This is a genomic window from Virgibacillus litoralis (assembly GCF_017873675.1).
Lineage (GTDB): Bacteria > Bacillota > Bacilli > Bacillales > Amphibacillaceae > Lentibacillus > Lentibacillus litoralis.
Genome location: NZ_JAGGKK010000021.1, coordinates 16092 through 37749, shown reverse-complemented (window position 1 = coordinate 37749; position 21658 = coordinate 16092). Strand labels below are relative to the sequence as shown.

The 21658-nt window shown below is 36.1% G+C and carries 21 protein-coding genes, 2 pseudogenes and 1 riboswitch; of the genes and pseudogenes, 4 read left to right on the top strand and 19 right to left on the bottom strand.

Features of this window, described 5'->3' with window-relative positions; translation table 11 throughout:
* Positions 1 to 204 precede the first annotated feature (204 nt).
* From J2Z82_RS16255 to J2Z82_RS16200, 12 genes are all read right to left on the bottom strand, one after another.
* Positions 205 to 768, bottom strand: coding sequence for a SpoIIIAH-like family protein (locus tag J2Z82_RS16255; protein WP_209481875.1), 564 nt, complete (start codon positions 766 to 768; stop codon positions 205 to 207).
* A gap of 12 nt (positions 769 to 780) precedes the next feature.
* Entirely contained in the window at positions 781 to 1416 is a 636-nt protein-coding gene (gene spoIIIAG / locus J2Z82_RS16250) for a stage III sporulation protein AG (protein ID WP_245251756.1), read from the bottom strand.
* Positions 1413 to 2045 carry a stage III sporulation protein AF gene (gene spoIIIAF / locus J2Z82_RS16245; RefSeq protein WP_209481873.1) on the bottom strand — a complete coding sequence of 211 codons (633 nt, stop codon included), beginning with the start codon at positions 2043 to 2045 and terminating at the stop codon, positions 1413 to 1415. The genes spoIIIAG and spoIIIAF overlap by 4 nt, the downstream gene beginning before the upstream one ends.
* Positions 2046 to 2058: 13 nt before the next feature.
* Positions 2059 to 3234 (bottom strand): stage III sporulation protein AE, encoded by a 1176-nt coding sequence (spoIIIAE, locus tag J2Z82_RS16240; RefSeq protein WP_209481872.1) that lies wholly within the window; start codon positions 3232 to 3234, stop codon positions 2059 to 2061.
* Between the two features lie 36 nt (positions 3235 to 3270).
* Positions 3271 to 3663: a stage III sporulation protein AD gene (gene spoIIIAD, locus J2Z82_RS16235; RefSeq protein WP_209481871.1), complete on the bottom strand. Its 393-nt coding sequence runs from the start codon at positions 3661 to 3663 to the stop codon at positions 3271 to 3273.
* A 6-nt stretch (positions 3664 to 3669) separates the two neighbouring features.
* Positions 3670 to 3876, bottom strand: a complete 207-nt coding sequence (spoIIIAC, locus tag J2Z82_RS16230; protein ID WP_092492599.1) for a stage III sporulation protein AC — start codon at positions 3874 to 3876, stop codon at positions 3670 to 3672.
* Positions 3877 to 3894: 18 nt separating this feature from the next.
* A complete protein-coding gene (gene spoIIIAB / locus J2Z82_RS16225; RefSeq protein WP_209481870.1) occupies positions 3895 to 4410 on the bottom strand; it encodes a stage III sporulation protein SpoIIIAB in 516 nt (171 codons plus the stop codon).
* Positions 4355 to 5335: a stage III sporulation protein AA gene (gene spoIIIAA / locus J2Z82_RS16220; protein ID WP_209481869.1), complete on the bottom strand. Its 981-nt coding sequence runs from the start codon at positions 5333 to 5335 to the stop codon at positions 4355 to 4357. The genes spoIIIAB and spoIIIAA overlap by 56 nt, the downstream gene beginning before the upstream one ends.
* A gap of 178 nt (positions 5336 to 5513) precedes the next feature.
* A complete protein-coding gene (efp, locus tag J2Z82_RS16215; protein WP_209481868.1) occupies positions 5514 to 6071 on the bottom strand; it encodes an elongation factor P in 558 nt (185 codons plus the stop codon).
* Between the two features lie 19 nt (positions 6072 to 6090).
* The gene (locus J2Z82_RS16210) at positions 6091 to 7152 is read right to left on the bottom strand and encodes a M24 family metallopeptidase (protein ID WP_209481904.1); all 1062 of its coding nucleotides are present in this window, start codon (positions 7150 to 7152) and stop codon (positions 6091 to 6093) included.
* 14 nt (positions 7153 to 7166) lie between these two features.
* Positions 7167 to 7598, bottom strand: a complete 432-nt coding sequence (gene aroQ, locus J2Z82_RS16205) for a type II 3-dehydroquinate dehydratase (protein WP_209481867.1) — start codon at positions 7596 to 7598, stop codon at positions 7167 to 7169.
* Positions 7599 to 7688: 90 nt separating this feature from the next.
* Positions 7689 to 8204, bottom strand: coding sequence for a YqhR family membrane protein (locus J2Z82_RS16200; RefSeq protein WP_245251755.1), 516 nt, complete (start codon positions 8202 to 8204; stop codon positions 7689 to 7691).
* A gap of 277 nt (positions 8205 to 8481) precedes the next feature.
* On the opposite strand from J2Z82_RS16200, the gene J2Z82_RS16195 reads away from it, so the two are divergent.
* Entirely contained in the window at positions 8482 to 8856 is a 375-nt protein-coding gene (locus J2Z82_RS16195; RefSeq protein WP_209481865.1) for an SA1362 family protein, read from the top strand.
* 502 nt (positions 8857 to 9358) lie between these two features.
* Here the strand turns inward: J2Z82_RS16195 and J2Z82_RS16190 are convergent.
* The 4 genes and pseudogenes from J2Z82_RS16190 to J2Z82_RS16175 all read right to left on the bottom strand — a co-directional run.
* Positions 9359 to 10249, bottom strand: coding sequence for a patatin-like phospholipase family protein (locus tag J2Z82_RS16190; protein WP_209481864.1), 891 nt, complete (start codon positions 10247 to 10249; stop codon positions 9359 to 9361).
* An 81-nt stretch (positions 10250 to 10330) separates the two neighbouring features.
* Positions 10331 to 10750, bottom strand: coding sequence for a transcriptional regulator MntR (gene mntR, locus J2Z82_RS16185; protein ID WP_209481863.1), 420 nt, complete (start codon positions 10748 to 10750; stop codon positions 10331 to 10333).
* 215 nt (positions 10751 to 10965) lie between these two features.
* Positions 10966 to 12732 (bottom strand): annotated as a pseudogene (locus J2Z82_RS16180) (vitamin B12-dependent ribonucleotide reductase); the annotation flags it as partial.
* A 309-nt stretch (positions 12733 to 13041) separates the two neighbouring features.
* A pseudogene (locus J2Z82_RS16175) lies at positions 13042 to 13836 on the bottom strand (ribonucleotide reductase N-terminal alpha domain-containing protein); the annotation flags it as partial.
* Between the two features lie 435 nt (positions 13837 to 14271).
* Here J2Z82_RS16175 and J2Z82_RS16170 point away from each other — a divergent pair.
* Positions 14272 to 14643, top strand: a complete 372-nt coding sequence (locus J2Z82_RS16170; protein ID WP_209481860.1) for a rhodanese-like domain-containing protein — start codon at positions 14272 to 14274, stop codon at positions 14641 to 14643.
* Positions 14644 to 14665: 22 nt separating this feature from the next.
* Here J2Z82_RS16170 and gcvPB read toward each other — a convergent pair whose 3' ends face one another.
* From gcvPB to gcvT, 3 genes are read right to left on the bottom strand one after another with little or no spacing between them, the layout of a single operon-like run.
* The gene (gene gcvPB, locus J2Z82_RS16165; RefSeq protein ID WP_209481859.1) at positions 14666 to 16123 is read right to left on the bottom strand and encodes an aminomethyl-transferring glycine dehydrogenase subunit GcvPB; all 1458 of its coding nucleotides are present in this window, start codon (positions 16121 to 16123) and stop codon (positions 14666 to 14668) included.
* The gene (gcvPA, locus tag J2Z82_RS16160; protein WP_209481858.1) at positions 16116 to 17465 is read right to left on the bottom strand and encodes an aminomethyl-transferring glycine dehydrogenase subunit GcvPA; all 1350 of its coding nucleotides are present in this window, start codon (positions 17463 to 17465) and stop codon (positions 16116 to 16118) included. The genes gcvPB and gcvPA overlap by 8 nt, the downstream gene beginning before the upstream one ends.
* A gap of 14 nt (positions 17466 to 17479) precedes the next feature.
* Positions 17480 to 18586 carry a glycine cleavage system aminomethyltransferase GcvT gene (gene gcvT, locus J2Z82_RS16155; RefSeq protein WP_209481857.1) on the bottom strand — a complete coding sequence of 369 codons (1107 nt, stop codon included), beginning with the start codon at positions 18584 to 18586 and terminating at the stop codon, positions 17480 to 17482.
* 169 nt (positions 18587 to 18755) lie between these two features.
* Positions 18756 to 18844, bottom strand: a riboswitch (glycine riboswitch).
* A 138-nt stretch (positions 18845 to 18982) separates the two neighbouring features.
* On the opposite strand from gcvT, the gene J2Z82_RS16150 reads away from it, so the two are divergent.
* Positions 18983 to 20641 carry a DEAD/DEAH box helicase gene (locus J2Z82_RS16150; RefSeq protein WP_209481856.1) on the top strand — a complete coding sequence of 553 codons (1659 nt, stop codon included), beginning with the start codon at positions 18983 to 18985 and terminating at the stop codon, positions 20639 to 20641.
* On the top strand, positions 20631 to 21425 hold the full coding sequence (locus tag J2Z82_RS16145) for a YqhG family protein (RefSeq protein WP_209481855.1): 795 nt from the start codon (positions 20631 to 20633) through the stop codon (positions 21423 to 21425). The genes J2Z82_RS16150 and J2Z82_RS16145 overlap by 11 nt, the downstream gene beginning before the upstream one ends.
* Positions 21426 to 21658 lie beyond the last annotated feature (233 nt).

The window sequence follows — 21658 nt, the reverse complement described above, 5'->3', positions numbered from 1 at the left end:
GAGATAAAGGATACACGAAGAGCGTAAGCGATTCGATGTTGACTTATCGTAGACACGGGGAGGGAAGTCCACTAGGCGCTAGGCGCTGGAGCTGGACGTCGCTGATTCGGAAGTCCAGTTATCCACAGCACTTAAATTTTATAATTTCCTAAACAAGAATGCAAAAACCGGACGAAATAATTCGTCCGGTCTTATATCAGCTGCCTAGCTTTCAGTTGGTTGAACATTAACATCTACAGTTATCGCACCAAACTCATCTTTTACCATCTGCATAATGTTAACTACTTCAGTTTTGTTTAATTGATCAACTTTGACATGTACATGCACCTTATCCTCATCATGACGAACCAATACATCATTATATTCAGCTGAAGCTACAATTGATTCTTCTAATATTATTTCCTTTGAAGAAATACTGTCTAACTGGTTAATCTTATCCCTAGCTTCATTTTTTTCTTGAATACTTGCGTTACTCGAGGCAACGACATCGTCCAAACGATCTTTTGCTGCACTTCGCTCATTCTCTACTTCCATACGAAGTGTAGTAAAAAACTGATCCTGCCCCATGTTGGAAATGTCGTCTACGTCTGCATCGGTATCACTTGCGTCGCTTGCCTCTGAATCAGGTGATGAAGCCTCTTCAGATGAATCATCTCCTTCAGGTAAATAAGCCAAATCACCACTATCCGGGGATGTAATATAATAAACACTCAACACAATCATTAAACTTAACATTGTTAAAAGCCACACTGTTTGTTTTTTCAACATAAATAAATCCTCCTAATTTTTTGGCATTACTGAAACTCTATGTGTTGGAACATCGAGTACACGAGATACCGAATCAATTACCCATTTTTTTACCGTTGCATGATCAACCCCCTTTGCAACAACGAATACCCCTCTTACCTCAGGCTTTTTTATTTGTATAAGCAACGGGACTTCTTTGTCTCCTTGTCTTACCAGTACAACTTGTGTCTCTTTCGTATTATCTTCAATTTCTCTTGTCCCGCCATTTTTATCAGACTCTGTTGTAGATTGCTGCCCTGCAATTAAATTTTTTTCATAAACTTTAACATTAGTAGATTCTAGATTCACCATTACTTCAACGTTTGAAACACCTTGAATCTTATCAAGCATTTCTTTTAAATTATCTTCATAACTCTTCTCTATTTCATCTGCATTTGAGGTGTTTTTTGATTTATCCGAAAAAGTTTCCTCTGCTGGTTTTTCAGCTTCACTCGTTACATTGTTAAGCGATTGATTATCATCTGTTGCTGAAGTTGAAAAAATATTTCCGATTATGATTAATAACAGTCCAACTAAACCAACGACTAAAATGTATCCTGCCTTTTTAGATAGCTTGCCTCCATGTTCGGATTTTTTTATTTGTAAAAAGTCCTTTATTTGTTTCTTCAAGGTGTACCTCCTTCCCACAAGATTGTTAACTTCTTGTTGTCTATCTCCCATGTATCCTGTAATAATAATTTGATTCCATTTACATCTAACTGATTAACTTCATTCACTAGTGTCTTGTCCGTATTAATTACAACATCGTCAATAGCACTCACTTCTCCCTCCCCTTCAGGTGATTCATTAAGATACACAATGACTTCATCCAGATTCTCATCAGTAAGCTCGTTTTCTGCAGAGAGTTCAGTCTGTGGAAACTCAATATCTGATATCGCTAACTGATAATCTTCCTGTAATGGCTTTTTTGCCAGTTCCTTTAATTGGACAACCGTTTGTTCTAAAATATATGCATTCTGAGACTCTTGTATTTCACTTTTTTGCATTTTAATTGAATTTTCTACTTGTTCCCCCTCTGATTGCTGCTTCATGATTTGTGAATATGACTTCTCCAGAGCCTGTTGGGCATTAAAATCAAACAAGAAAAATAATGGCTTTAAAAAAATTAATATTAATATTAAACCAACAACTAATTTGATATATTTTTTCATTGATGTTGCTGGAATTAATAAATCGACTATAGAAGCTAGTAAAAGAAATATAATAATTTGCGTAACCCATTCAGTAAGGATCTCCATTTCCAGGCCCCCCTTAGCGTAGGAGAAGTGTAATATTACTTGCTGCAACCAAAATGACTATTGCTAGAAAAAACATTAACGTTACCGCTAACAAACAGGCCAGAATATATACAATATAATTGCTTATCGTGTTTAGGCTGGTTATTATCGGTCCATCACCAATCGGCTGAAGGACAGCTGCTGCCAGCTTGTATATCAGCGCAATAGCAAATATCTTAAGTGCAGGAAATACTGCTATTAAGACAATAATTAAGACACCAACGATTCCAATGGAGTTTTTTAGCAACAAAGATGCACTTAAAATAGTATCAGCGGCATCAGTTAAGGTTCTCCCGACTACCGGAATAAAGTTTCCAGTAACAAATTTAGTTGTTTTCATCGCTACTCCATCACTTATGGCACTGGATGCCCCCTGGACTGACATTACTCCTACAAACACTGTTAAAAACATTCCTAAAGCTCCTAAACCAACTGTTTTAAATAAATTTGCTAAATGTGTCACTTTATAATTATCATTCAAGCTGCTAACAATTAATAAGAGAGCTGATAAAAATAATAAGGGTAAAATAAACTTTGAAACTAGCACACCGCTAAAATTTATAAGAAAGATTACAAGAGGCTGAAAAAATGAAACAGTAATAATATTTCCAAGTGTAGCCATAATACTTAACACCAAAGGAAGTAAAGCGATCATGAAACCACTCATCGCGTCAATTGCTTCTTTAGCATAAGAAACAGCCAAGTAAAAACTGTTTAATGCCAAAAAGATTAGAACAATATAAACTACAAAATATGCAATTTTGCTTACAGTACTTTCTTCAAATGCTGCATGCATGGTCTGCAAAACCATTGAAAATAACGTAAGCATTAATAATAGTCCAAGTAATTTCCCATTCATAATGAGCTCATGAAGAAAATATTCAATAAAACCCCATAACGTGTTTTTTATTGAAAAAGAACCGTTATCCTTAATGATTTCAGTAATGCTTGTTTTCTCGAGCTCTGGTAAATACCCTCCATAATCATTAACTAAGGTATGCCAAAAGGATTGCATGCCATCTAGAGAAATATCATTTAGCATATTATCTTGTATATCGTTTGAATTGGGTTCAGCAGAAACAGTTTGTTGTCCAAATAGAAGTACTAGCAGAATTATAAGAATACTGATAATCAACTTTTTTTGTACCATTCAGCATACGTACTCCTTTCAAAGTCTTGTCCATTTCTAGGCTGAAGGTATAAAACTTAATATTGCTTCGATGACAGCAGTAATTATTGGAATTGCTAATAGCAGAATGAATATCTTTCCGGCAAGCTCAATTTTAGATGCTACTGAACTAAGCCCTGCGTCTTTCGTTAAATTTGCTCCAATTTCCGCAATATAAGCAATCCCAATTATTTTCAAAATGGTATTTATGTACATACCATCAATACTGGCTTTTTCTCCTAAAGACTCAATTAATTGGAAAATAATGCCAATTTGTTTGATGATTGCTAGGAATATCAGGACTCCGGTTACAACAATTACAAAAAATGCAAAAGAGGAATTCATATCTTTCAAAACGATATATAAAATGCTTGCAACAATTCCTAGAACAACAATTTGTATGATATCCATCTATCACTACCCCTGGAAAAGGAATACAGACTTTATCTGCTGAAATAGATCAGAAAGTTGATTAACAACAATTACCAGCACGATTACAAATCCGACAACTGTTGCAAAGTGTGCAATATCCTCTTTGCCCATTTGTTTTAAAATTGTATGAATGATAGCTACAATAATTCCAATACCTGCAATTTGAAATAAAATTGACGCATCAACAGCCATTGATGTACTCCTTTCCCTCTAAATGAGCAATAATACAATGAATAACCCACACAATAACCCCAAACTTTTGGCCATTTTACTATATTTATACTGACTGTCCCTTGCATCTTCCAACTCTCGATCCAAGTGTTTTACAGTTAAATGAATATGTTTTTTCTGTTGTTCAAAATCATGCTGACCTAGTGTTCGACCGAATTGCTGCAAAATTTCTTCTTCATTTGCACCAAACGCCGATTCCTTCATCAAATCATTCAGGTGTTGATCCCAGACATTGTATAAATTAACACCTTGTTCAGTTAATAATGAACGACTTAATCGGTGAAAAAAGGATCTTGTTGGTTCAGGAATTTGCTTTGCAATTGTTTGAAAAGCATCGTGTAAGGGCAATTGACTATATAAGATTTCTGCCTCCAATATCTGCAGTGCATTTTTCATTTGTCTGATATGCTTCGGTCTTGCGTTTAATTTCCTACTAAACTCAAACCCTATTAATGTTGTTGTGCCTATGAAAAGAAGCGCTCCAATCCACTTCATTCTTAAAGCACCTCGTTTTCTGTAAAATATTTTCTTCTTTTTGATTGTATATACGGTGAATATATCCAGGCTGCCTTTGTCTATCCAACAAGACTATTCGTTGAAAAACATCGTACTCGAATAACGGTTTTAATGATGGTCGCTTCTTTAACTCCTCGATAGATTTCCCATGTATTGTACAAATAACTGTTACTCCTGTATTTATTGCCTCCATTAATGCTTGTACATCATTAGCGCTGCCGATTTCGTCCACTATAAGTACTTCAGGTGACATTGATCGGATCATCATCATCATACCTTCAGCTTTCGGGCAAGCATCCATTACATCGGTTCTTAAACCTAAGTCATGCTGTGGTATTCCTTTTTTCGACCCGCCTATCTCTGAACGCTCATCTATTATTCCAACTTTTTGTGCTGAGACAGTACTCCATCCTGTGCCAATTAAACGCGCAACGTCACGTATTAATGTGGTTTTTCCTGTTTGTGGTGCACCAATAAAAAGTGTGTTTTGATAGCTACTATCTATATAAAGGTATGGAATAAGTGATAAGGCAGCTCCGATTTTCTGTTTAGCAATACGTATATTAAAGAAGGCTATATATTGAATGGCCTTAACTGCTCCATTTAATGTATTCACTTTTCCAGATAACCCAACACGATGGCCACCTTCAATAGTGACATAACCTTCACGTAATTCATCTTCCATACGGTACAATGAAAATTCACTTAATTGATTAAGCACAAAAAGACTTTCGTTGCGATCAGGAATTATTGTCTCAATCCACTCTGTATGATCATCGAAAATTAATTCGACCGGTTGATTTAAGCGAAAACGAATCTCTTGCATAATCTCCCAACGATCTTTAATTTTGGATTGTATTGCTTGTCGAATTCTTTCTGGAAATAGGCGCAATATCTCTTCCATAACATGTCCCCACTTTTTATAGTATCTTTTTAATAGATATATGTTTTTAAGGAGAGATTATGACTAATGAAAAGCCATTAGAAAACTTAGTTTATGGTGAAAGGAATTATTGCTTTCTTAACTGCTAAAAAAAGAACGATCCTTTTAATAGGATCGCTCTTCTCAACTTATCTTTTTTCTATGCTCTTGAAACATATTTGCCATCGGATGTATTAATAACTAATACTTCTCCTTGATTAATGAAAAATGGAACTTGCACAATTAGTCCAGTTTCTAATGTTGCAGGTTTTGTGCCACCACTAGCTGTATCACCTTTTATACCTGGCTCTGTTTCTGTTACGGCTAGTTCCACATTATTTGGAAGTTCTACACCAATTACTTCGCCTTCATAGGTGATAATAGATACTTCCATATTTTCTTTTATATAGGGCAGTTGGTCTTTTAGCTGACTGGTTTGTAGCTCCAGCTGGTCGTATGTGTTTGTATCCATGAATGCATGACTGTCACCGGAAGCATACAAATACTGCATTTTACTGTGTTCGATGTGTGCCTTATTTACTTTTTCACCACCACGGAATGTTTTTTCCTGGATATTCCCACTACGTAAGTTACGTAATTTTGAACGAACAAACGCCGCACCCTTTCCTGGTTTCACATGCTGAAAGTCCATAACCTGCCAAATATCATTATCAACCTCAATCGTCAATCCTGTCTTAAAATCATTTACTGAAATCATCTCTAATTCCTCCTCTATCCTATAGATGAATTAACTCTTTAGATGAATGTGTTAATCGTTCATTTCCGTTTTCTGTAATAACAATATCATCTTCAATACGACATCCACCAACATTTGGAACATAAATTCCAGGTTCAACAGTTACAACCATCCCAGTCTCCAATTTCTTATCAGACTTGAATGATAGACCTGGCCCTTCATGTACCTCCATCCCCAGTCCATGTCCGGTTGAATGCCCAAAATAATCGCCATAGCCTTTTTCTTTAATATAATCTCTTGTAAGTGCATCTGCTTCTTTACCAGTTATTCCTGGTTTCACACCTTTAACACCAAGTAATTGTGCTTCCAGAACTGTGTTGTATATTGTTTTCAGTTCATCGTTTATTTCACCGACGGCAACAGTTCTAGTAGTATCTGAACAATACCCATTAAATAGTGCACCGTAATCCAGTGTGACAAGCTCACCTGATTCAATCTTTTTTTCTGAAGCTACTCCATGGGGCAATGCAGCACGGTACCCCGATGCGACAATTATATCAAAACTGGACGATGCTGCTCCTTGTTTTCTCATAAAGAATTCTAGTTCGTTTGATATATCTATCTCTTTTACACCTGGTTTAATATAACTCTGAATATGCTCATATGCATCATCGGCTATCTTAGCAGCCTGCTTTAAAATTGTCAGTTCTTCGTCTGTTTTGATTAAGCGAAGTTCTTCAACTAATCCGCTTACAGGTATTAATTCCATATCAAATTCTTTCTTATAAACTTCATAAGTAGAGAAAGTCACATGATCTTTTTCAAAACCAACGCGTTTAACATTTATTTGGTTCAATTGACTATTAATTTCTTCATGAATTGACTTTTTATGTTCAATTACGGAAAAACCTGAAGCCTGTTCGTTAGCTTGTTCTATGTAACGGAAATCTGTAATGAATCGTGCTTCGTCTCTACTAACTATTACTGCACCTGCAGTTCCAGTAAACCCTGTTAAATAAGTTCTGTTGATTGGACTAGTAATTAATATGGCGTCAAGATTATTTTCCTGTAAAGCCTTTCGTAGCTTATCCAATTTCTCCATCATACCATCCCTTTCTATTTATTTTCTAAAAATGCTAGTGCTGCCAAGCGGTAACTTTTCATTCCAAAGCCTACTATCTGTCCATAACATGCTGACGCAAGCATCGACTGTTGGCGGAAAGCCTCGCGTTTGTGTACATTTGAAATATGGACCTCGATTACTGGTGTTTCAATAGCCATAATAGCATCACGTAAGGCAATACTTGTATGGGTGTAAGCAGCTGGGTTGAAAATTATTCCACTATATTTTCCGTTAGCCTGTTGCAGGCGATCAATCAATTCCCCTTCATGGTTTGATTGAAAGCAATCTAGCTCATGCCCATGTTTTTGTGCTAAGTTAGCTACCTCGGTCTCAATGTCACGTAACGTAAATTCCCCATAAACTTCCTTTTCCCGTTTTCCTAATAAATTAATATTAGGGCCATTTAATAACAAAAGACGATTCATTGGCATTTCATTCCTTTATCATTCGTATAATTACCGGACTGTTTTAGTTTATCATAAACAAAAACTTTTGAATAATAGTAAAACCATAGATTAATTCTGCTTTTCTTTTAACTCGTCTTCCTTTCTTATTGTATCAGCATAGTCATATGAAATGGAATATCCAATAAAAGTTCCATATAATATAAAGAGACATAATGTGGAAACAATTGTATACCTATTCAGATCCATTAAATTTGGTATATTTGGGAATATTGGCTGTACGATATAGAAGACAATAACCCATAAAATAATTCCATAACCGACACCCATCCAAAGTGAGCCAATTTTTTTGAAAATCCCGTAATAAATAAACGCTGTTAACAGTGAAAGGACTCCAATCATCAAAATGGATAAAGTATTTCCCAGCCAACCATCTGTCCAATCAGCAGTTATCCAGGAACGGATTAGATAACTTTTTGGCGCAACTTCTGAGAAACTAAAGTAATACATAATTACACCAATAGAACTAGCAATTAATCCTCCTACAAAACCGGTAGTTAAAGATCTGGACAAAAGAGACATAGGTTGTTCCCGTTTATTTTGCTCTAAATTTTTATCCTCTTTCAATACAAACACCTCCATTTATATTGTTACCAATTGCTATAAAACCAATCACTTCATTGTAATTACAATAATTTTTATGTAGTTAAATTAGCCATTTTCTAGTAAAATAAAAGAAATACAGTTTAATTGATAAGATTATTTAAGAAAAAAATACAGTATTGAATATTTTGGACAGGAACGGAAAGAATTTAAAGTAGCAAAACGTTTTTTTAAATGATGATATAAATGTAGAAAATAGTGGTATAGATTAGTATGCAATAATCGAAAGGAGGTTGTGCAAATGGTTCGCAATAAGTTTTCCGCGTTTGTTTATGTAATAATAGGATTGGCTGTCATTGGAGTAATTGCACAGCTGTTTACAAATACAGCTTCCTTCCTTACTAACATAATAATGATGCTTGGATTTGGCATAGCAGTTTTTGCGGTAATCTATTTTGTCTTCATTAAAAAAAGAACCGCTTCCCACGATACTAAGAAATATAAGCAGGCAGTGAAACAATCAAAATCAAAATATACAAACCAAAGCGACAAACCACGTCCTACTTCTAAACGTCCACAGCCACTTCAAATGAAAAAGAAGCTAAATAAACGTGCATCTCATTTACGGGTGATAGACGGTAATAAGTCAAAAAGAAAAAATCGAGCTACTTTTTAGATAACGGGTTCACTTTAGAGATGCAACCATTAAAAATACACACGAGATTTCGCTAGTGAAACCTCATGTGTATTTTTATTGCTATATCAAGATAAGTCACAACGAAATTCATAAGAGAGAAAAATTTATTGTAGTGGATGTGACTTATGGTGTGAATTCAGCGGTATGTGAATCACACAAACCAGTGAAGTGAATCGTGTTTCCGCTAAATGGGTAAAAAAGCCGTATTGAAGGTTGAATCGGTTCCTGGTTCCGTTATTTACCTAATAACAATGAATAATGCGGTTAAAAAGGCTGAATAGCGGAATGAGGATCCGTCCAACCGTGGACACCAGCCTATCCAGTGAATAAATACACTTAAACTCGGCTGGGAAGAGATATTAGAAAAAAATGGCTTGGGAGTATCCAATCCATTTTTTACTGTAAATTTAACGGTTATAATTATGTGATTATTGATGAGACTAAATTTATGTAAACCCGTCACTTTTTAGATAGCCCGGTTTTATTTTGGCCAATATTTTAAGAATTGATCAGCCCTATCTTTACCCATTTTAATTAATTGTTCTTTCGTTAATTCACTAACATTAAAATTCGTTGATTCAACATTCTCCACTGGGATAAAAATTATGTTACTTATTTGAGATTTGGATATATAGCGTGCATCATGTGCCTGTATCATTGTTGAAAATAAAGCATGAAACATATCAAGTGCATTACTTATTTTACGTGGGGACTGCTGTTCAGGATACCCGCTTAATTTCACCCCTAGTATAGGACGTTCATTTCGTTTGTTTTCATTTTCAAAAATCCATAATGGAAAGTTGCTCAAAAGACCACCGTCAACAATCAGGCTCTTCTGTTTTGATTTGCCCGGCAATTTTTTTGGCATAAAAAAATAAGGAAATCCTGCACTCATTCGAACAGCTTTTGAAACGGAAAAATATTTTGGTTCTATTCCATATACCCTTTCCAAATCATCTGGTATTACAACTAATTTGCCAAGTGAAATATCACTGACTACCACTTTAAGATAGTCAGGTTCTAAATCATTAAACGTATAAATATTTTTATTAGCCAACTGTGTGTATAACCAGTTCTCCAGTTTATCGCCTTTATATAACCCCATTTGAAAGTATAGAAAAATCCATTTTGAATATGGAATTAACGTAGTCCATTTTGGTGCATCCAAAAGTTTATGCACATCTAGATCTTGTATTAATTTCTCAATTTCATCAATATTGTACCCTGCCGCAATCAAGGTGGACATTATTGCTCCTGCAGAAGTTCCAGCTACACGTTCAATAGATAGACCTTTCCCTTCAATACTTCGAAGCGCACCAATTAGTGCATAGGCCTTCACTCCACCACCAGAAAACACGCCATCAATATTCATGAGTTCTCCCCTTGTAAAACCTTTATTATATATTAGGAGGATACAGGTAAAATTAGAACTCATTCACATATATAATTTTAGTTATCGCTCGTCGTTTGCTTTAATCTTTTTTAAATCATCAATACGATTCATATCTTCTTTAAAGTATTGTACTAAGTCACCAATTCTGTCTATTGAATTCCAGCTTAGATGATGCTCTATACCTTCAACATCTTCGTAAATTTTGTCATTATCTACACCAATAATTTCAAGAAAATTCTCAAGTAGCTCATGACGAAAAACTAATCGCTCGCCAATCTTCTTTCCTTTTGATGTTAAAATAAAACCTCTATATTTCTCATAATTTAAGTATTCATCTTTATCAAGTTTCTGCACCATTTTAGTCACTGATGATGGGTGGACTATCAGGGCTTCTGCAATATCGGATACACGTGCATAACCTTTTGATTCAATTAAATTATAAATTTGTTCAATATAATCTTCCATGCTAGGTGTCGGCATAAACTCAACTCATTTCAAAGAATAAATTTTTAGTATGTGCAACAATGTTTCTATAAAAATAATACAAGATATTTACGAATTAAACAAGTATTCTATTAGATAACAAAATTAAAGGCTATAAGTGCGCAGTATAAGGAGTCTTTTCCAAAAATTACAAAAACAGCCAAATCAAAAGAGAAGAACCAACTTGTAGTCGATTCTTCTCTTAAAAAAACTTATAAACCACATTTAAGCTGAGCTCCACAGCTTGTACATGTGTTGCATCCACCAATATCTTCTACATTGCCTTCTCGGCAAACTGGACACGTATCGCCAACTTCAGAACCAATCATAACGTTAGTTTTATCTAATTCCTGGATAGTGTCCATCAATACAACTTTAGGCTTTTCAGTTTCCTGAAATAGTTCAGTCTGTTCACCTTCCGAGTTCTCTTCAGCTTTAAGCGTCAGAACTTGTGAATCTCGACTGCCATCTACATAAACAGTTCCACCTTTAGCACCACCGTTGTAGAGTCTGTGGTATACATTTTCTACTTGATCAACGGTATACCCTTTTGGTGCATTTACTGTTTTGGAAATCGAGCTATCAACCCAACGCTGGATAACACACTGAGTATCGGCATGTGCTTCTGGTGCTAGGTCCATCGCTGTTACAAAGAATTTAGGCAGATTTTCTGAATCCTGGTCAGGGTTCCTATCCAAGTATTCTTGTACAATTTCGGCCTTAACTTCAATAAACTTCCCTAACCTACCACTTCTATAGTAGGAAAAAGAAAAATATGGTTCTAATCCCGTGCTCACGCCGACCATCGTGCCTGTCGACCCAGTCGGAGCCACAGTCAGAAGATGTGAATTGCGAATACCATATTCAAGAATGCCTTTTTTAATATCTTCAGGCATTTTCTTCATATAACCGGTATTGATAAATGCTTCACGCAGCAATTGTGTTTCTTCGTCCGTTTTACCAATAAGGAATGGAAAACTTCCTTTTTCTTTAGCTATCTCAATTGATTCACGATATGCAGTAGTTGCAATTGCTTCGAATATTTGATCAACTAGCTTATTACCTTCAGATGATCCATATTCCGTTTCGCAATAGATCAGAAGGTCATGCATTCCCATAACACCTAGTCCAACTCTGCGTTCGCCAAGTGCTTGTTTTTTGTTTTCCTCTAAAAAGTATGGTGTTGCATCAATTACATTATCTTGCATACGCACGCCAGTTTTGACGGTTTGTTTCAATTTCTCAAAGTTTACAGTGCTCGTATCTTTGTCAGCCATTTCTGCCAAGTTAACGGCTGCAAGATTACAAACAGAATATGGAGCAAGTGGCTGTTCCCCACACGGGTTTGTTGCTACTACTTGGTCCCCATATGCTTTTGCATTTGTCATTTCATTAGCATTATCAATGTAGAATATTCCTGGTTCTGCTGAGTATGTTGCACAAATGTTTATCAAATTCCACAGCTCTTTAGCCTTCACTCGGCGATAAACACGTACACCATATCCCATTTCTTCCCACTTTCGGACATCGCCAACTTTATCCCAGTTCTCGTTATATGCTTTCATTTCTTCTTTTGTATAATTTTCAACATCAGGAAAACGTAAATCATAGGTATCATCATCTTCAACAGCATCCATTAGTTCTTTTGTAATACAAACAGAAATGTTCGCTCCTGTTAAGAACTCTGGATTATGAACAGAATAGGTGCCCCCAGTTACTAACTTTTCTTCTGCTTCACGGATGGCAGCATCTGTAAAACCACCTTGTCCTGGCATGGTATTATAGTTCAAGATACCTTGATACAAATCTACTTCTGTCTCCGTTAATGGTGTGAATTGCAGTTTTTCCTGTGCCAGACGCTTAATTTGTTCATCTTCGGTATTTTCTATCAGATAGCGCAGAATTCTAGGATTTTGCATTTTCGAGATAATAAATTCAATAATATCAGGGTGAGAATCTACTAACATGATCATTTGAGCCAAATTGTTGCGTTGATGCGTTAAATCAACTCTCTAAGTCACCTTAGAGTTCAGACCATATCTTCCACATTTAAATGTGTCCTCGCGCTTCGAAATCACTTGATTTCTACTCTACTCACTTCCGTCCGAGACGTGCTTTCGATGGTCGTTGAACCTTCTTCTATACAAAGCTTGGCTGCTGATTGTCTTTTTCCACTCGCTGTTTTTTTGCATTCACGCTTACTGTTTCCAGTTACGTTGTAGCCAGCAAGTCATTAAAGAGTTTCCAGCAATTCACGAGGTTAGTTTATAGACGAGGCACTTTTATTTACCACGTCTTGATCCGCCTTGCTCTACCAGATGTGTAAGTTTTGCGATATCATCCAGCCAGGAAACAGATCCTGATGACTTTCCGTTTACACCTCTTGCTAACGTATTACGAGGTCTTAGCGTTGATCCATTTGTTCCAACTCCACCACCCCTGCTCATAATTTCCATTACCTGCTTACGATGATCAGATATTCCTTCTCGTGAATCTTTAATATAAGGCATGACATAACAGTTAAAGTACGTCACATCAGTTTCGGCACCAGCACCGTATAATACGCGTCCTGCTGGAATAAAATTCAACGATCCTAACTCATCCGTAAACTTTTCAAACCACTCCTTCTGCTTCTCTTCTGTCGTTTCGACGGCAGAAAGCCCCGTGGCGTTTCTTTTTGCAATTTGTTCATAATAAACTTCCAAAGGTTTATCAATAACATCGAGCGAACGCCTTACAATACCTGTAGAAGCTTCTTCCTCATTATCCAGTACAGATACGAACTGTGAATCCACATGAATATCTGCTTCTTTATGTTGCCAGTCTATTGATTTCACATAACCCAGTCCACGTGCAGGAAACTTCGGATCTGCTTTCACAGTTAATACGACAAAATCGCCTTCTTGCAAAGTCTTTTTTTCAGTGTCCTTAAAAGCATATCGATCCAGCATAACCAAACGTGATACACCTTTGTGTGTAATTTTCATATCCTCAGTAATTGGGTGTACTTGCGGAAACGATTTGATGTCTTCATTTAGCATTTTAATATCTATTTTTTTTCCACTCTCAACAGCAATCGACATTTTTTGATCGCTCCTTTAACTATTTATTTGTTATAATATAAGATATCATAACTGACACACTAAAAACAATATATAGTGTTAATATTTTAAAATAAATACTATATATTGAGGTTTGAACGAATGAAAACTAATCTGTCAATCATCAAAGCGTGATAATATATCGAGAAAAATAGAGAAAATTTAAGGAAGTTACTAAAAATCCAGTATTCCTCACCTTTTTCATATACATTATATTATTTCTTAAATACCTGCTAGTTTATAAAGTGTTAATACTGCATTACTGTGCTTTTTTAGCACTTATTGATCTTCAGTTATAACTCAAAAATAAGTAAAAAGTCCTAACAATAAATTAAAATAAGAAAAATACTTTGAAATAATAGCTAATCCACAATATAATAGAATAGACACAAATGAAAGTTACGGGGGATATAAACAATGGAATTTTTAGTAATAGGAATTGTCATATTAGTCGGAGTTGGAGTTTTCCGGTATTTCAGACAAAAAAACGTCGTCACCATATTAACCGAAGATCAATTTCGTAAAGGTTATCGCAAGGCACAGCTAATTGATGTAAGGGAACCACAGGAATTTAAGAAAGGTCATATTCTTGGGGCCAGAAATATTCCAGTGACACAAATGAAGCAACGACTTGTGGAGATGCGAAAAGATAAGCCATTATACCTTTATTGCCAGAGTGGTTCCAGATCAGCCAGGGCGGCTCAGTTACTTCATAAAAAGGGATATACAGATATAAATCAGCTAAAAGGCGGATTTAAAAAATGGACAGGAAAGATTAAAAACGGATGAGGTAATTACCTCATCCGTTTTTTTACTTTTCATATCGTAATATCGGTTTCCTTGCTGCTGTAGTTTCATCCATACGTTTAACAATTGTGTTGAAAGGAGCTTCTTGAACTAACTCCGGATTATGTTTCGCTTCATCGGAAATTTCCGTCATTGTATCGATAAAACCATCCAATGTCTCTTTTGATTCCGTTTCTGTTGGTTCAACCATCATTGCCTCTTCTACGTTTATTGGGAAATAAATCGTAGGTGGATGATAGCCATAGTCTAACAAACGCTTAGCAATATCTAATGTCCGCACACCTAACTTTTTCTGTCTTTTACCAGATATAACAAATTCATGCTTACAGTGCTGCTGATATGGTAACACGTATTCCTTCTCTAATTTACGCATCATGTAGTTTGCATTTATTACTGCGTATTCACTCACCTTTTTGAGCCCTTCAGCACCCATAGTACGAATGTACGTATATGCACGTAAATTTATACCAAAATTCCCATAATAAGGTTTTACTCGCCCAATTGAATCAGGACGATCATAATCAAAGGTATATAAATTATCTTTTTTAACAAGTAAAGGCTTTGGCAAATATGCAGCCAATTCACTGCTTACACCTACTGGGCCTGAACCTGGACCACCGCCGCCATGAGGGCCTGTAAAGGTCTTATGCAGGTTTAAGTGTACGACATCAAATCCCATGTCCCCAGGTCTTGTATATCCCATAATTGCATTTAGGTTTGCCCCATCATAGTACAACTTACCACCAGCACCATGAATTATTTCTGCCATTTCCAAAATCTCAGTTTCAAATAAACCTAATGTATTTGGATTAGTAAGCATTAAGGCTGCAGTATCGTTACCAACAACTCTTTTAAGATCCTCTAAATCTACTAAACCTTTATCATTAGATTTTACTGTAACTGCGTCAAAACCTGCCACTTTTGCTGAAGCTGGATTTGTTCCGTGCGCCGAATCAGGTACAATTACTTTTGTCCGATTGTAATCGCCATTTGCTTCATGGAATGCACGAATCATCATTAATCCAGTCCACTCACCTTGTGCTCCTGCGGCTGGCTGTAAAGATACTTCATGCATGCCAGTTATCTCTCTTAGCGACTTTTGCAGATCATACATCATTTCCATGGCGCCTTGCACACTTTTTGGATCCTGGTGTGGATGAATATGACTGAATCCGTCAAGTCTTGCTATATCTTCATTTATTTTAGGATTATATTTCATAGTACACGAACCAAGTGGATAAAATCCGGAGTCCACACCATAATTCCGTTTTGATAATGCTGTATAATGACGCATGATTTCCAGTTCACTAACCTCAGGTAAATCTGGTGCATCTTTTCGAATGTAAGAATCCTCAAATTCGCTGTCTAGATTAAATTCTGGAACATCAAACTCTGGAAAACTATATCCTGTTCTTCCTTCTTTACTACGTTCAAAAATTAACGGAAAATCTGTATTAGCCATGAATATCCCCCAATTCTTTTACAAAAGTATCAATTTCTTCTTTTGTACGAATTTCAGTTACAGCAATTAGCATATGTCCTTTTAATTCAGGGTAAGCCTGTTCCAGATCATACCCGCCAATTATACCTTTATTTAAGAGCTTTTCATTTACAGTTGCAACATTTTCAGGAAGCTTTACAACTAATTCGTTGAAAAATGCCCCCTCTGAAATTACTTTAATTCCTGTTTCCTCTAATCTTTGCTTGGCGTAACGCGCTTTTTGCATATTTAATACTGCCATTTTTTTAATACCATTCTTACCGATCGAACTCATTGCTACAGAACTTGCAAGTGCATTTAATGCTTGATTTGAACATATGTTTGATGTTGCCTTATCGCGTCTGATATGTTGTTCTCTTGCCTGCAGAGTGAGTACAAAACCGCGCTGTCCATCTTCATCAGTCGTTTGTCCCACTAAACGTCCAGGTACTTTGCGCATTAATTTATTAGTTGTCGCAAAGTATCCACAGTGGGGACCGCCAAATTGTGCAGGAATACCAAATACTTGAGTATCCCCTACAACTATATCAGCGCCAAACTCACCTGGAGGAGTTAAATACCCCAACGCTAATGGGTTACTGGAGACAATAAACATCGTCTTCTTTTGTTGACTGATCATTTCATTTATTTCATGCAACGGTTCGATTTGACCAAAGAAGTTTGGATACTGCATAACGACACTTGCAGTATTCTCATCCAATTCATCATTTAGTTGCTTCAAATCTGTGCGCCCGTCATGATGATCAATTTCAACAATTTCAAGGTTTGGTCCTTTCGCGTATGAATCTATAACAGCTCTTGACTCAGGATGGATAGCCTTTGATACAAGTATTTTTTTACGCTTCGTTTGACCAGCACTTAAATTCACAGCTTCCGCTAATGCTGTACCGCCATCATACATGGAAGAGTTGGCGACTCCCATGCCAGTTAATTCACAAATCATTGTTTGAAATTCAAAAATTGCTTGTAATTCTCCTTGTGATATTTCCGGCTGGTATGGTGTATATGCTGTATAAAATTCTGATCTTGAAATCACATGATCAACAACCGATGGAATAAAATGATCATAAACACCAGCGCCTAAAAATGAACTGTATTCTATCAGATTGGCGTTTTTCTTTGCCATAGCTGCTAGTTCTTTTTTTAACTGCGCTTCATTTACTGGTTTTTTGAGCTCCAATTCACCTTTAAAACGAACTTGATCGGGTATATCAGAAAATAGCTCTTCAGATGACCCAACACCAATTGTTTCAAGCATATCCTTTTTATCAGTTTCAGTCATTGGTAAATAACGAAATTCCATGTAGAAAACCCTCCCTATTTATCGCGTTTGTAAAATGGCGTTTTAACCACTACTGCCTTTAGTCTTCGTTTGCGTACTTGTACAAACAGCTCTTTACCTAGTTCAGCATACTCGCTTTTCACTAGTGCTAGCCCGACATTTTTTTGCAATGTTGGTGACTGTGTTCCAGTAGTAACAAATCCTACTTCAGCATCTTCGGCGTAAACATGATATCCCGTACGCGGAATACCTTTATCAATCATTTCAATACCAACAAGCTTTCTATCCGGTCCATTTTCTGCCTGCTGCTTTAACACTTCTTTTCCAATAAAATCAGTTTCCTTTTTGACCTTAACCGCAAACTTCATACCGGCCTCAATTGGTGTTATATCTTTTGAAAGTTCCTGCCCGTATAATGCTAATTTTGCTTCAAAACGTAGTGTATCTCGTGCACCAAGTCCGATTGGTTCCACACCTTCATCCTCGCCTGCCTCAAGAATCAGTTGCCACAGATTCCTTCCATCTTTAGCGTCTACATAGATTTCAAATCCGTCTTCTCCTGTATACCCAGTTCTGGATACAATTGCACCTGAATCAATTGTAGAGAAGTAAACGGGATCTTCAAAACGGAAAAATTTGATTTTACTTAGATCGGTCTCTGTCAAGCGTTGCAGAATTAATTCAGCCTGTGGACCTTGAAGTGCTAACTGTACATACTTGGATGATACGTTTTCAATTGAAACCCCTGTGTCGTTGTTTTCTGTTAACCATTCAAAGTCTTTTTCTGTATTGGCTGCATTCACAACTAATAAATAGTGGTCTTCCTCCAGCATGTAAACAATAAAATCATCAACTGTACCACCATCGTGGTAACACATAAATGTATATTGTGCACGCTTTGGCGTTAATGTGGAAACATCGTTTGTTGTTACTTTTTGTAAAAAATCCTTGCTGTTTGGACCTTTTACCATAATTTCACCCATGTGCGAAACATCAAATAATCCAGCTTTTGTTCTGGTAACTTCATGCTCATGCTTTATACCTTTGAATTGTACCGGTAAGTCCCAGCCGCCAAAATCGACTGTCTTCCCCCCTGATTTTTCATATTCAGGAAACAATGGGGTTCTTTTGAGCTCACTCATTCCATCCACTCCTTTAATTAATCTTCCACATAAAAATAGAGATTTCTCTGATATACAGGGAAATCTCTGTCCTTCAACCTGAAAGTTGCATGCCAAGGAACTGAATACAAATTCCTAAAAGCACTTGCTTCGTTGGTGGTTTACCAAAAGTAAACACTCTCCAGAGTTGCGTCATACAAGAGTCTTTTTGCCTGAGAGATTCACACAATGTTTGCTCCTTCGGCGTTACATAAAAGTAAGCTCTCCCCTTGTACTCATTCGCATAATGAAATTAGTTATTTTGGTTATACTATGTATCAGTAACTAAGAAATATCTACCTTATTATGAGTCTCATTATAGCATATGAATAAGGTAAAAAGTAGAGATAAGATAACTCTTTTAAAAGGAAGTATGTTATGGACCGCATCGAACTTCAAAAAGATTCCGTCTTTATAGATAAATTCGAAACAACTCTTGAAAAAGAAGGACCTTTCTCGCCTTGGGAGCTTTTCCAAATGACCTATCAAGCCGAATTAACTACTATGGCACCATCGTTTGAAGGTTTAAAATCTCTAGATTATTTGCCGCATATGGAATTCCTTGATCACCAAATTTCCTGTGCTAATCAAGTTATCGAAGAAATGAATGGACGCGCAATATTAGCTGATGAGGTAGGGCTTGGAAAAACAATAGAAGCTGGTCTTATTTTAAAAGAATATATGCTGAGAGGACTTGTGAAAAAAGTACTCATATTGGTTCCTGCGTCTCTTGTTAATCAATGGGCCAAAGAATTGAATGAAAAATTTTATATTCCCGCAATCACACACCGTAAAAATTATTCATGGGATCAGACCGAGGTCATGATTACATCTATTGACACAGCTAAACGCAGCCCGCATCGTGAACATATTCTTGATATTGACTATGACTTCATCCTAATTGACGAAGCACATAAACTGAAGAACCATAAAACAAAGAACTTTGCTTTTGTACGATCATTAAAGAAAAAATATTGTTTATTATTAACCGCTACACCAGTACAAAATAGATTGGTGGAAATCTTCAATTTGGTATCCATTTTAAAACCAGGTCATTTAGGTGACTATGGCTCCTTTCTAGAACAATATGGTAAAGATCGTAAAAAGATAAAACAGGATAAATATTTGAAACAATTAATCCAAAAAGTAATGATTCGAAACACGAGACAAAACACGGATTTTGATAATATAAAAAGAAAGATTGAAACAATATGGATTGACTTTAAAAAAGAAGAAAAAGATGTTTATTCGCATTTACAAAGTGTAACGGAGGTCTTTCCTACTTTCTCAAAAATCACATTGCTAAGAGAACTCTGCTCTTCAAGGGAAGCATGCTTTCTATCACTACAAAAGATGGTAACTAACCAAGAAAATGAACATGTAATAAAACCAATCACTGATAAAATTGAACAGCTTCCTCAACACGTAAAGGCAGAAAAAGCAGTAGAAGTAATAAAGCAATTGGGCAAGGAGAAAGTAATCATCTTCACTGAATATCGGGCTACACAACTATACTTGCAATGGTATCTAAAAGAGAACGATATTACATCAGTACCTTTCAGAGGCGGATTCAAAAAAGGGAAAAAAGATTGGATGAAACAATTGTTTGAAAATCATGCACAGGTATTGATTGCAACCGAAGCTGGCGGTGAGGGAATTAATCTCCAATTTTGCAACCATCTCATTAACTATGACTTACCTTGGAATCCGATGCGTTTAGAACAACGTATTGGCAGAATACACCGCTACGGTCAGCAAAATGATGTTCATATATATAATTTAGCTATTAGGGGCACCGTAGAAGAACATATCATGACGCTTCTGTATGAAAAGATAAATTTGTTTGAACAAGTTATTGGCCATTTGGATAGTATTTTAGCCGAACTAAATATAAATGACATTGAGTCTGAAATACAAACCATTTTTTCTGAGTCCACTTCTACTGGAGAAGCAAGAATAAAGCTGGATAACCTTTCTTCGATAATAAAACTAACACATGACCAGACTGAACTGAAGGAGGAGCAATATGGCAATTAAAAATTTACATGACTTTTTAGAATCTTATTTTACTGCAAATCACTGTGAATTTGTCCATAACAAAGATGGTGTTCTTACTGTACAGTTAACAGAGGATATGGACCGTGCCTTAATGAATCGGCCATTCTATTGGCATTACATTAAAAAGATCGGTAATCCCGGAGATCCATTGCAGCTTACGTTGATTACAAACCCTGAAAAAAGAGATGAAAAAGGTGAATGGATTCATTTCGGGAGCCCACGATTGCAGCAAATTCTTAATAAACTAAAACAGGAAGAAATATATACGAAATTATTTGAACGAATTGATACGAATCGGAAAACATCTTTATTTCCATGGTTGGTAGTGAACATTAAAATAAGTTATCAGGGAAAACAAAAAAGAGATGAAATCTTTTCTATTGGTCTGCACTTAATAAATGGCTCCATGAAAACAGACATGATGGAACTTTTGGGAGAAAAGTCGTTACAAATGACGATATCGGATTACTGCTATACTATTTCGCCGATAATCAGACTAAAAAGCGGATTTACCAGGATCGAATCTGTTCTTGAAAGTTATATTCATAATCAAACACACGATTGGGCAGAAGTATCAATTAAAACAATGGAAGAAGAAATCCAATTGCTAACCCATTTTTACAGTAGCAAAGATGATGAAGAAAATACGCAACAAGAAATGGATAAGGAAATTGGAGAAATTAAAAAGCGGTATAATCCCCGCATAACTTTCAACGTTATAAATGGTGGTATTTTTTATTTAGCAGAAAACGCCATTAGTTAAAAAAGTGGCTGTGACAAAAGTATTTAGTGAAAGTGAAATCCGAACTATGATTCAAAATTCTTGAAATAGAATTTGAATTAGTTCGGATTTTTGCAGTTAAGAAAGCATAATTTCTTTCTTACTGCATAGGTGCAACTATCGCATTCACCAAAAGGCTTGGTGAATGCCTAGTTTTCTAATGTAGCAGATTAGATATAAACTACGAAGTAACTGCAGGAATAAAATCTATAAAC

What these genes read in the sequence shown, in the direction of transcription:
- spoIIIAA (WP_209481869.1), bottom strand. Translation starts at nt 5,335, where the DNA reads ATGGAAGAGATATTGCGCCTATTTCCAGAAAGAATTCGACAAGCAATA.
- J2Z82_RS16210 (WP_209481904.1), bottom strand. Translation starts at nt 7,152, where the DNA reads ATGGAGAAATTGGATAAGCTACGAAAGGCTTTACAGGAAAATAATCTT.
- J2Z82_RS16195 (WP_209481865.1), top strand. Translation starts at nt 8,482, where the DNA reads ATGGTTCGCAATAAGTTTTCCGCGTTTGTTTATGTAATAATAGGATTG.
- aroQ (WP_209481867.1), bottom strand. Translation starts at nt 7,598, where the DNA reads ATGAATCGTCTTTTGTTATTAAATGGCCCTAATATTAATTTATTAGGA.
- spoIIIAB (WP_209481870.1), bottom strand. Translation starts at nt 4,410, where the DNA reads ATGAAGTGGATTGGAGCGCTTCTTTTCATAGGCACAACAACATTAATA.
- J2Z82_RS16145 (WP_209481855.1), top strand. Translation starts at nt 20,631, where the DNA reads ATGGCAATTAAAAATTTACATGACTTTTTAGAATCTTATTTTACTGCA.
- J2Z82_RS16190 (WP_209481864.1), bottom strand. Translation starts at nt 10,249, where the DNA reads ATGAATATTGATGGCGTGTTTTCTGGTGGTGGAGTGAAGGCCTATGCA.
- gcvPA (WP_209481858.1), bottom strand. Translation starts at nt 17,465, where the DNA reads ATGGAATTTCGTTATTTACCAATGACTGAAACTGATAAAAAGGATATG.
- spoIIIAF (WP_209481873.1), bottom strand. Translation starts at nt 2,045, where the DNA reads ATGGAGATCCTTACTGAATGGGTTACGCAAATTATTATATTTCTTTTA.
- spoIIIAD (WP_209481871.1), bottom strand. Translation starts at nt 3,663, where the DNA reads ATGGATATCATACAAATTGTTGTTCTAGGAATTGTTGCAAGCATTTTA.
- gcvT (WP_209481857.1), bottom strand. Translation starts at nt 18,586, where the DNA reads ATGAGTGAGCTCAAAAGAACCCCATTGTTTCCTGAATATGAAAAATCA.
- spoIIIAE (WP_209481872.1), bottom strand. Translation starts at nt 3,234, where the DNA reads ATGGTACAAAAAAAGTTGATTATCAGTATTCTTATAATTCTGCTAGTA.
- J2Z82_RS16150 (WP_209481856.1), top strand. Translation starts at nt 18,983, where the DNA reads ATGGACCGCATCGAACTTCAAAAAGATTCCGTCTTTATAGATAAATTC.
- J2Z82_RS16255 (WP_209481875.1), bottom strand. Translation starts at nt 768, where the DNA reads ATGTTGAAAAAACAAACAGTGTGGCTTTTAACAATGTTAAGTTTAATG.
- J2Z82_RS16170 (WP_209481860.1), top strand. Translation starts at nt 14,272, where the DNA reads ATGGAATTTTTAGTAATAGGAATTGTCATATTAGTCGGAGTTGGAGTT.
- mntR (WP_209481863.1), bottom strand. Translation starts at nt 10,750, where the DNA reads ATGCCGACACCTAGCATGGAAGATTATATTGAACAAATTTATAATTTA.
- efp (WP_209481868.1), bottom strand. Translation starts at nt 6,071, where the DNA reads ATGATTTCAGTAAATGATTTTAAGACAGGATTGACGATTGAGGTTGAT.
- spoIIIAC (WP_092492599.1), bottom strand. Translation starts at nt 3,876, where the DNA reads ATGGCTGTTGATGCGTCAATTTTATTTCAAATTGCAGGTATTGGAATT.
- gcvPB (WP_209481859.1), bottom strand. Translation starts at nt 16,123, where the DNA reads ATGGCTAATACAGATTTTCCGTTAATTTTTGAACGTAGTAAAGAAGGA.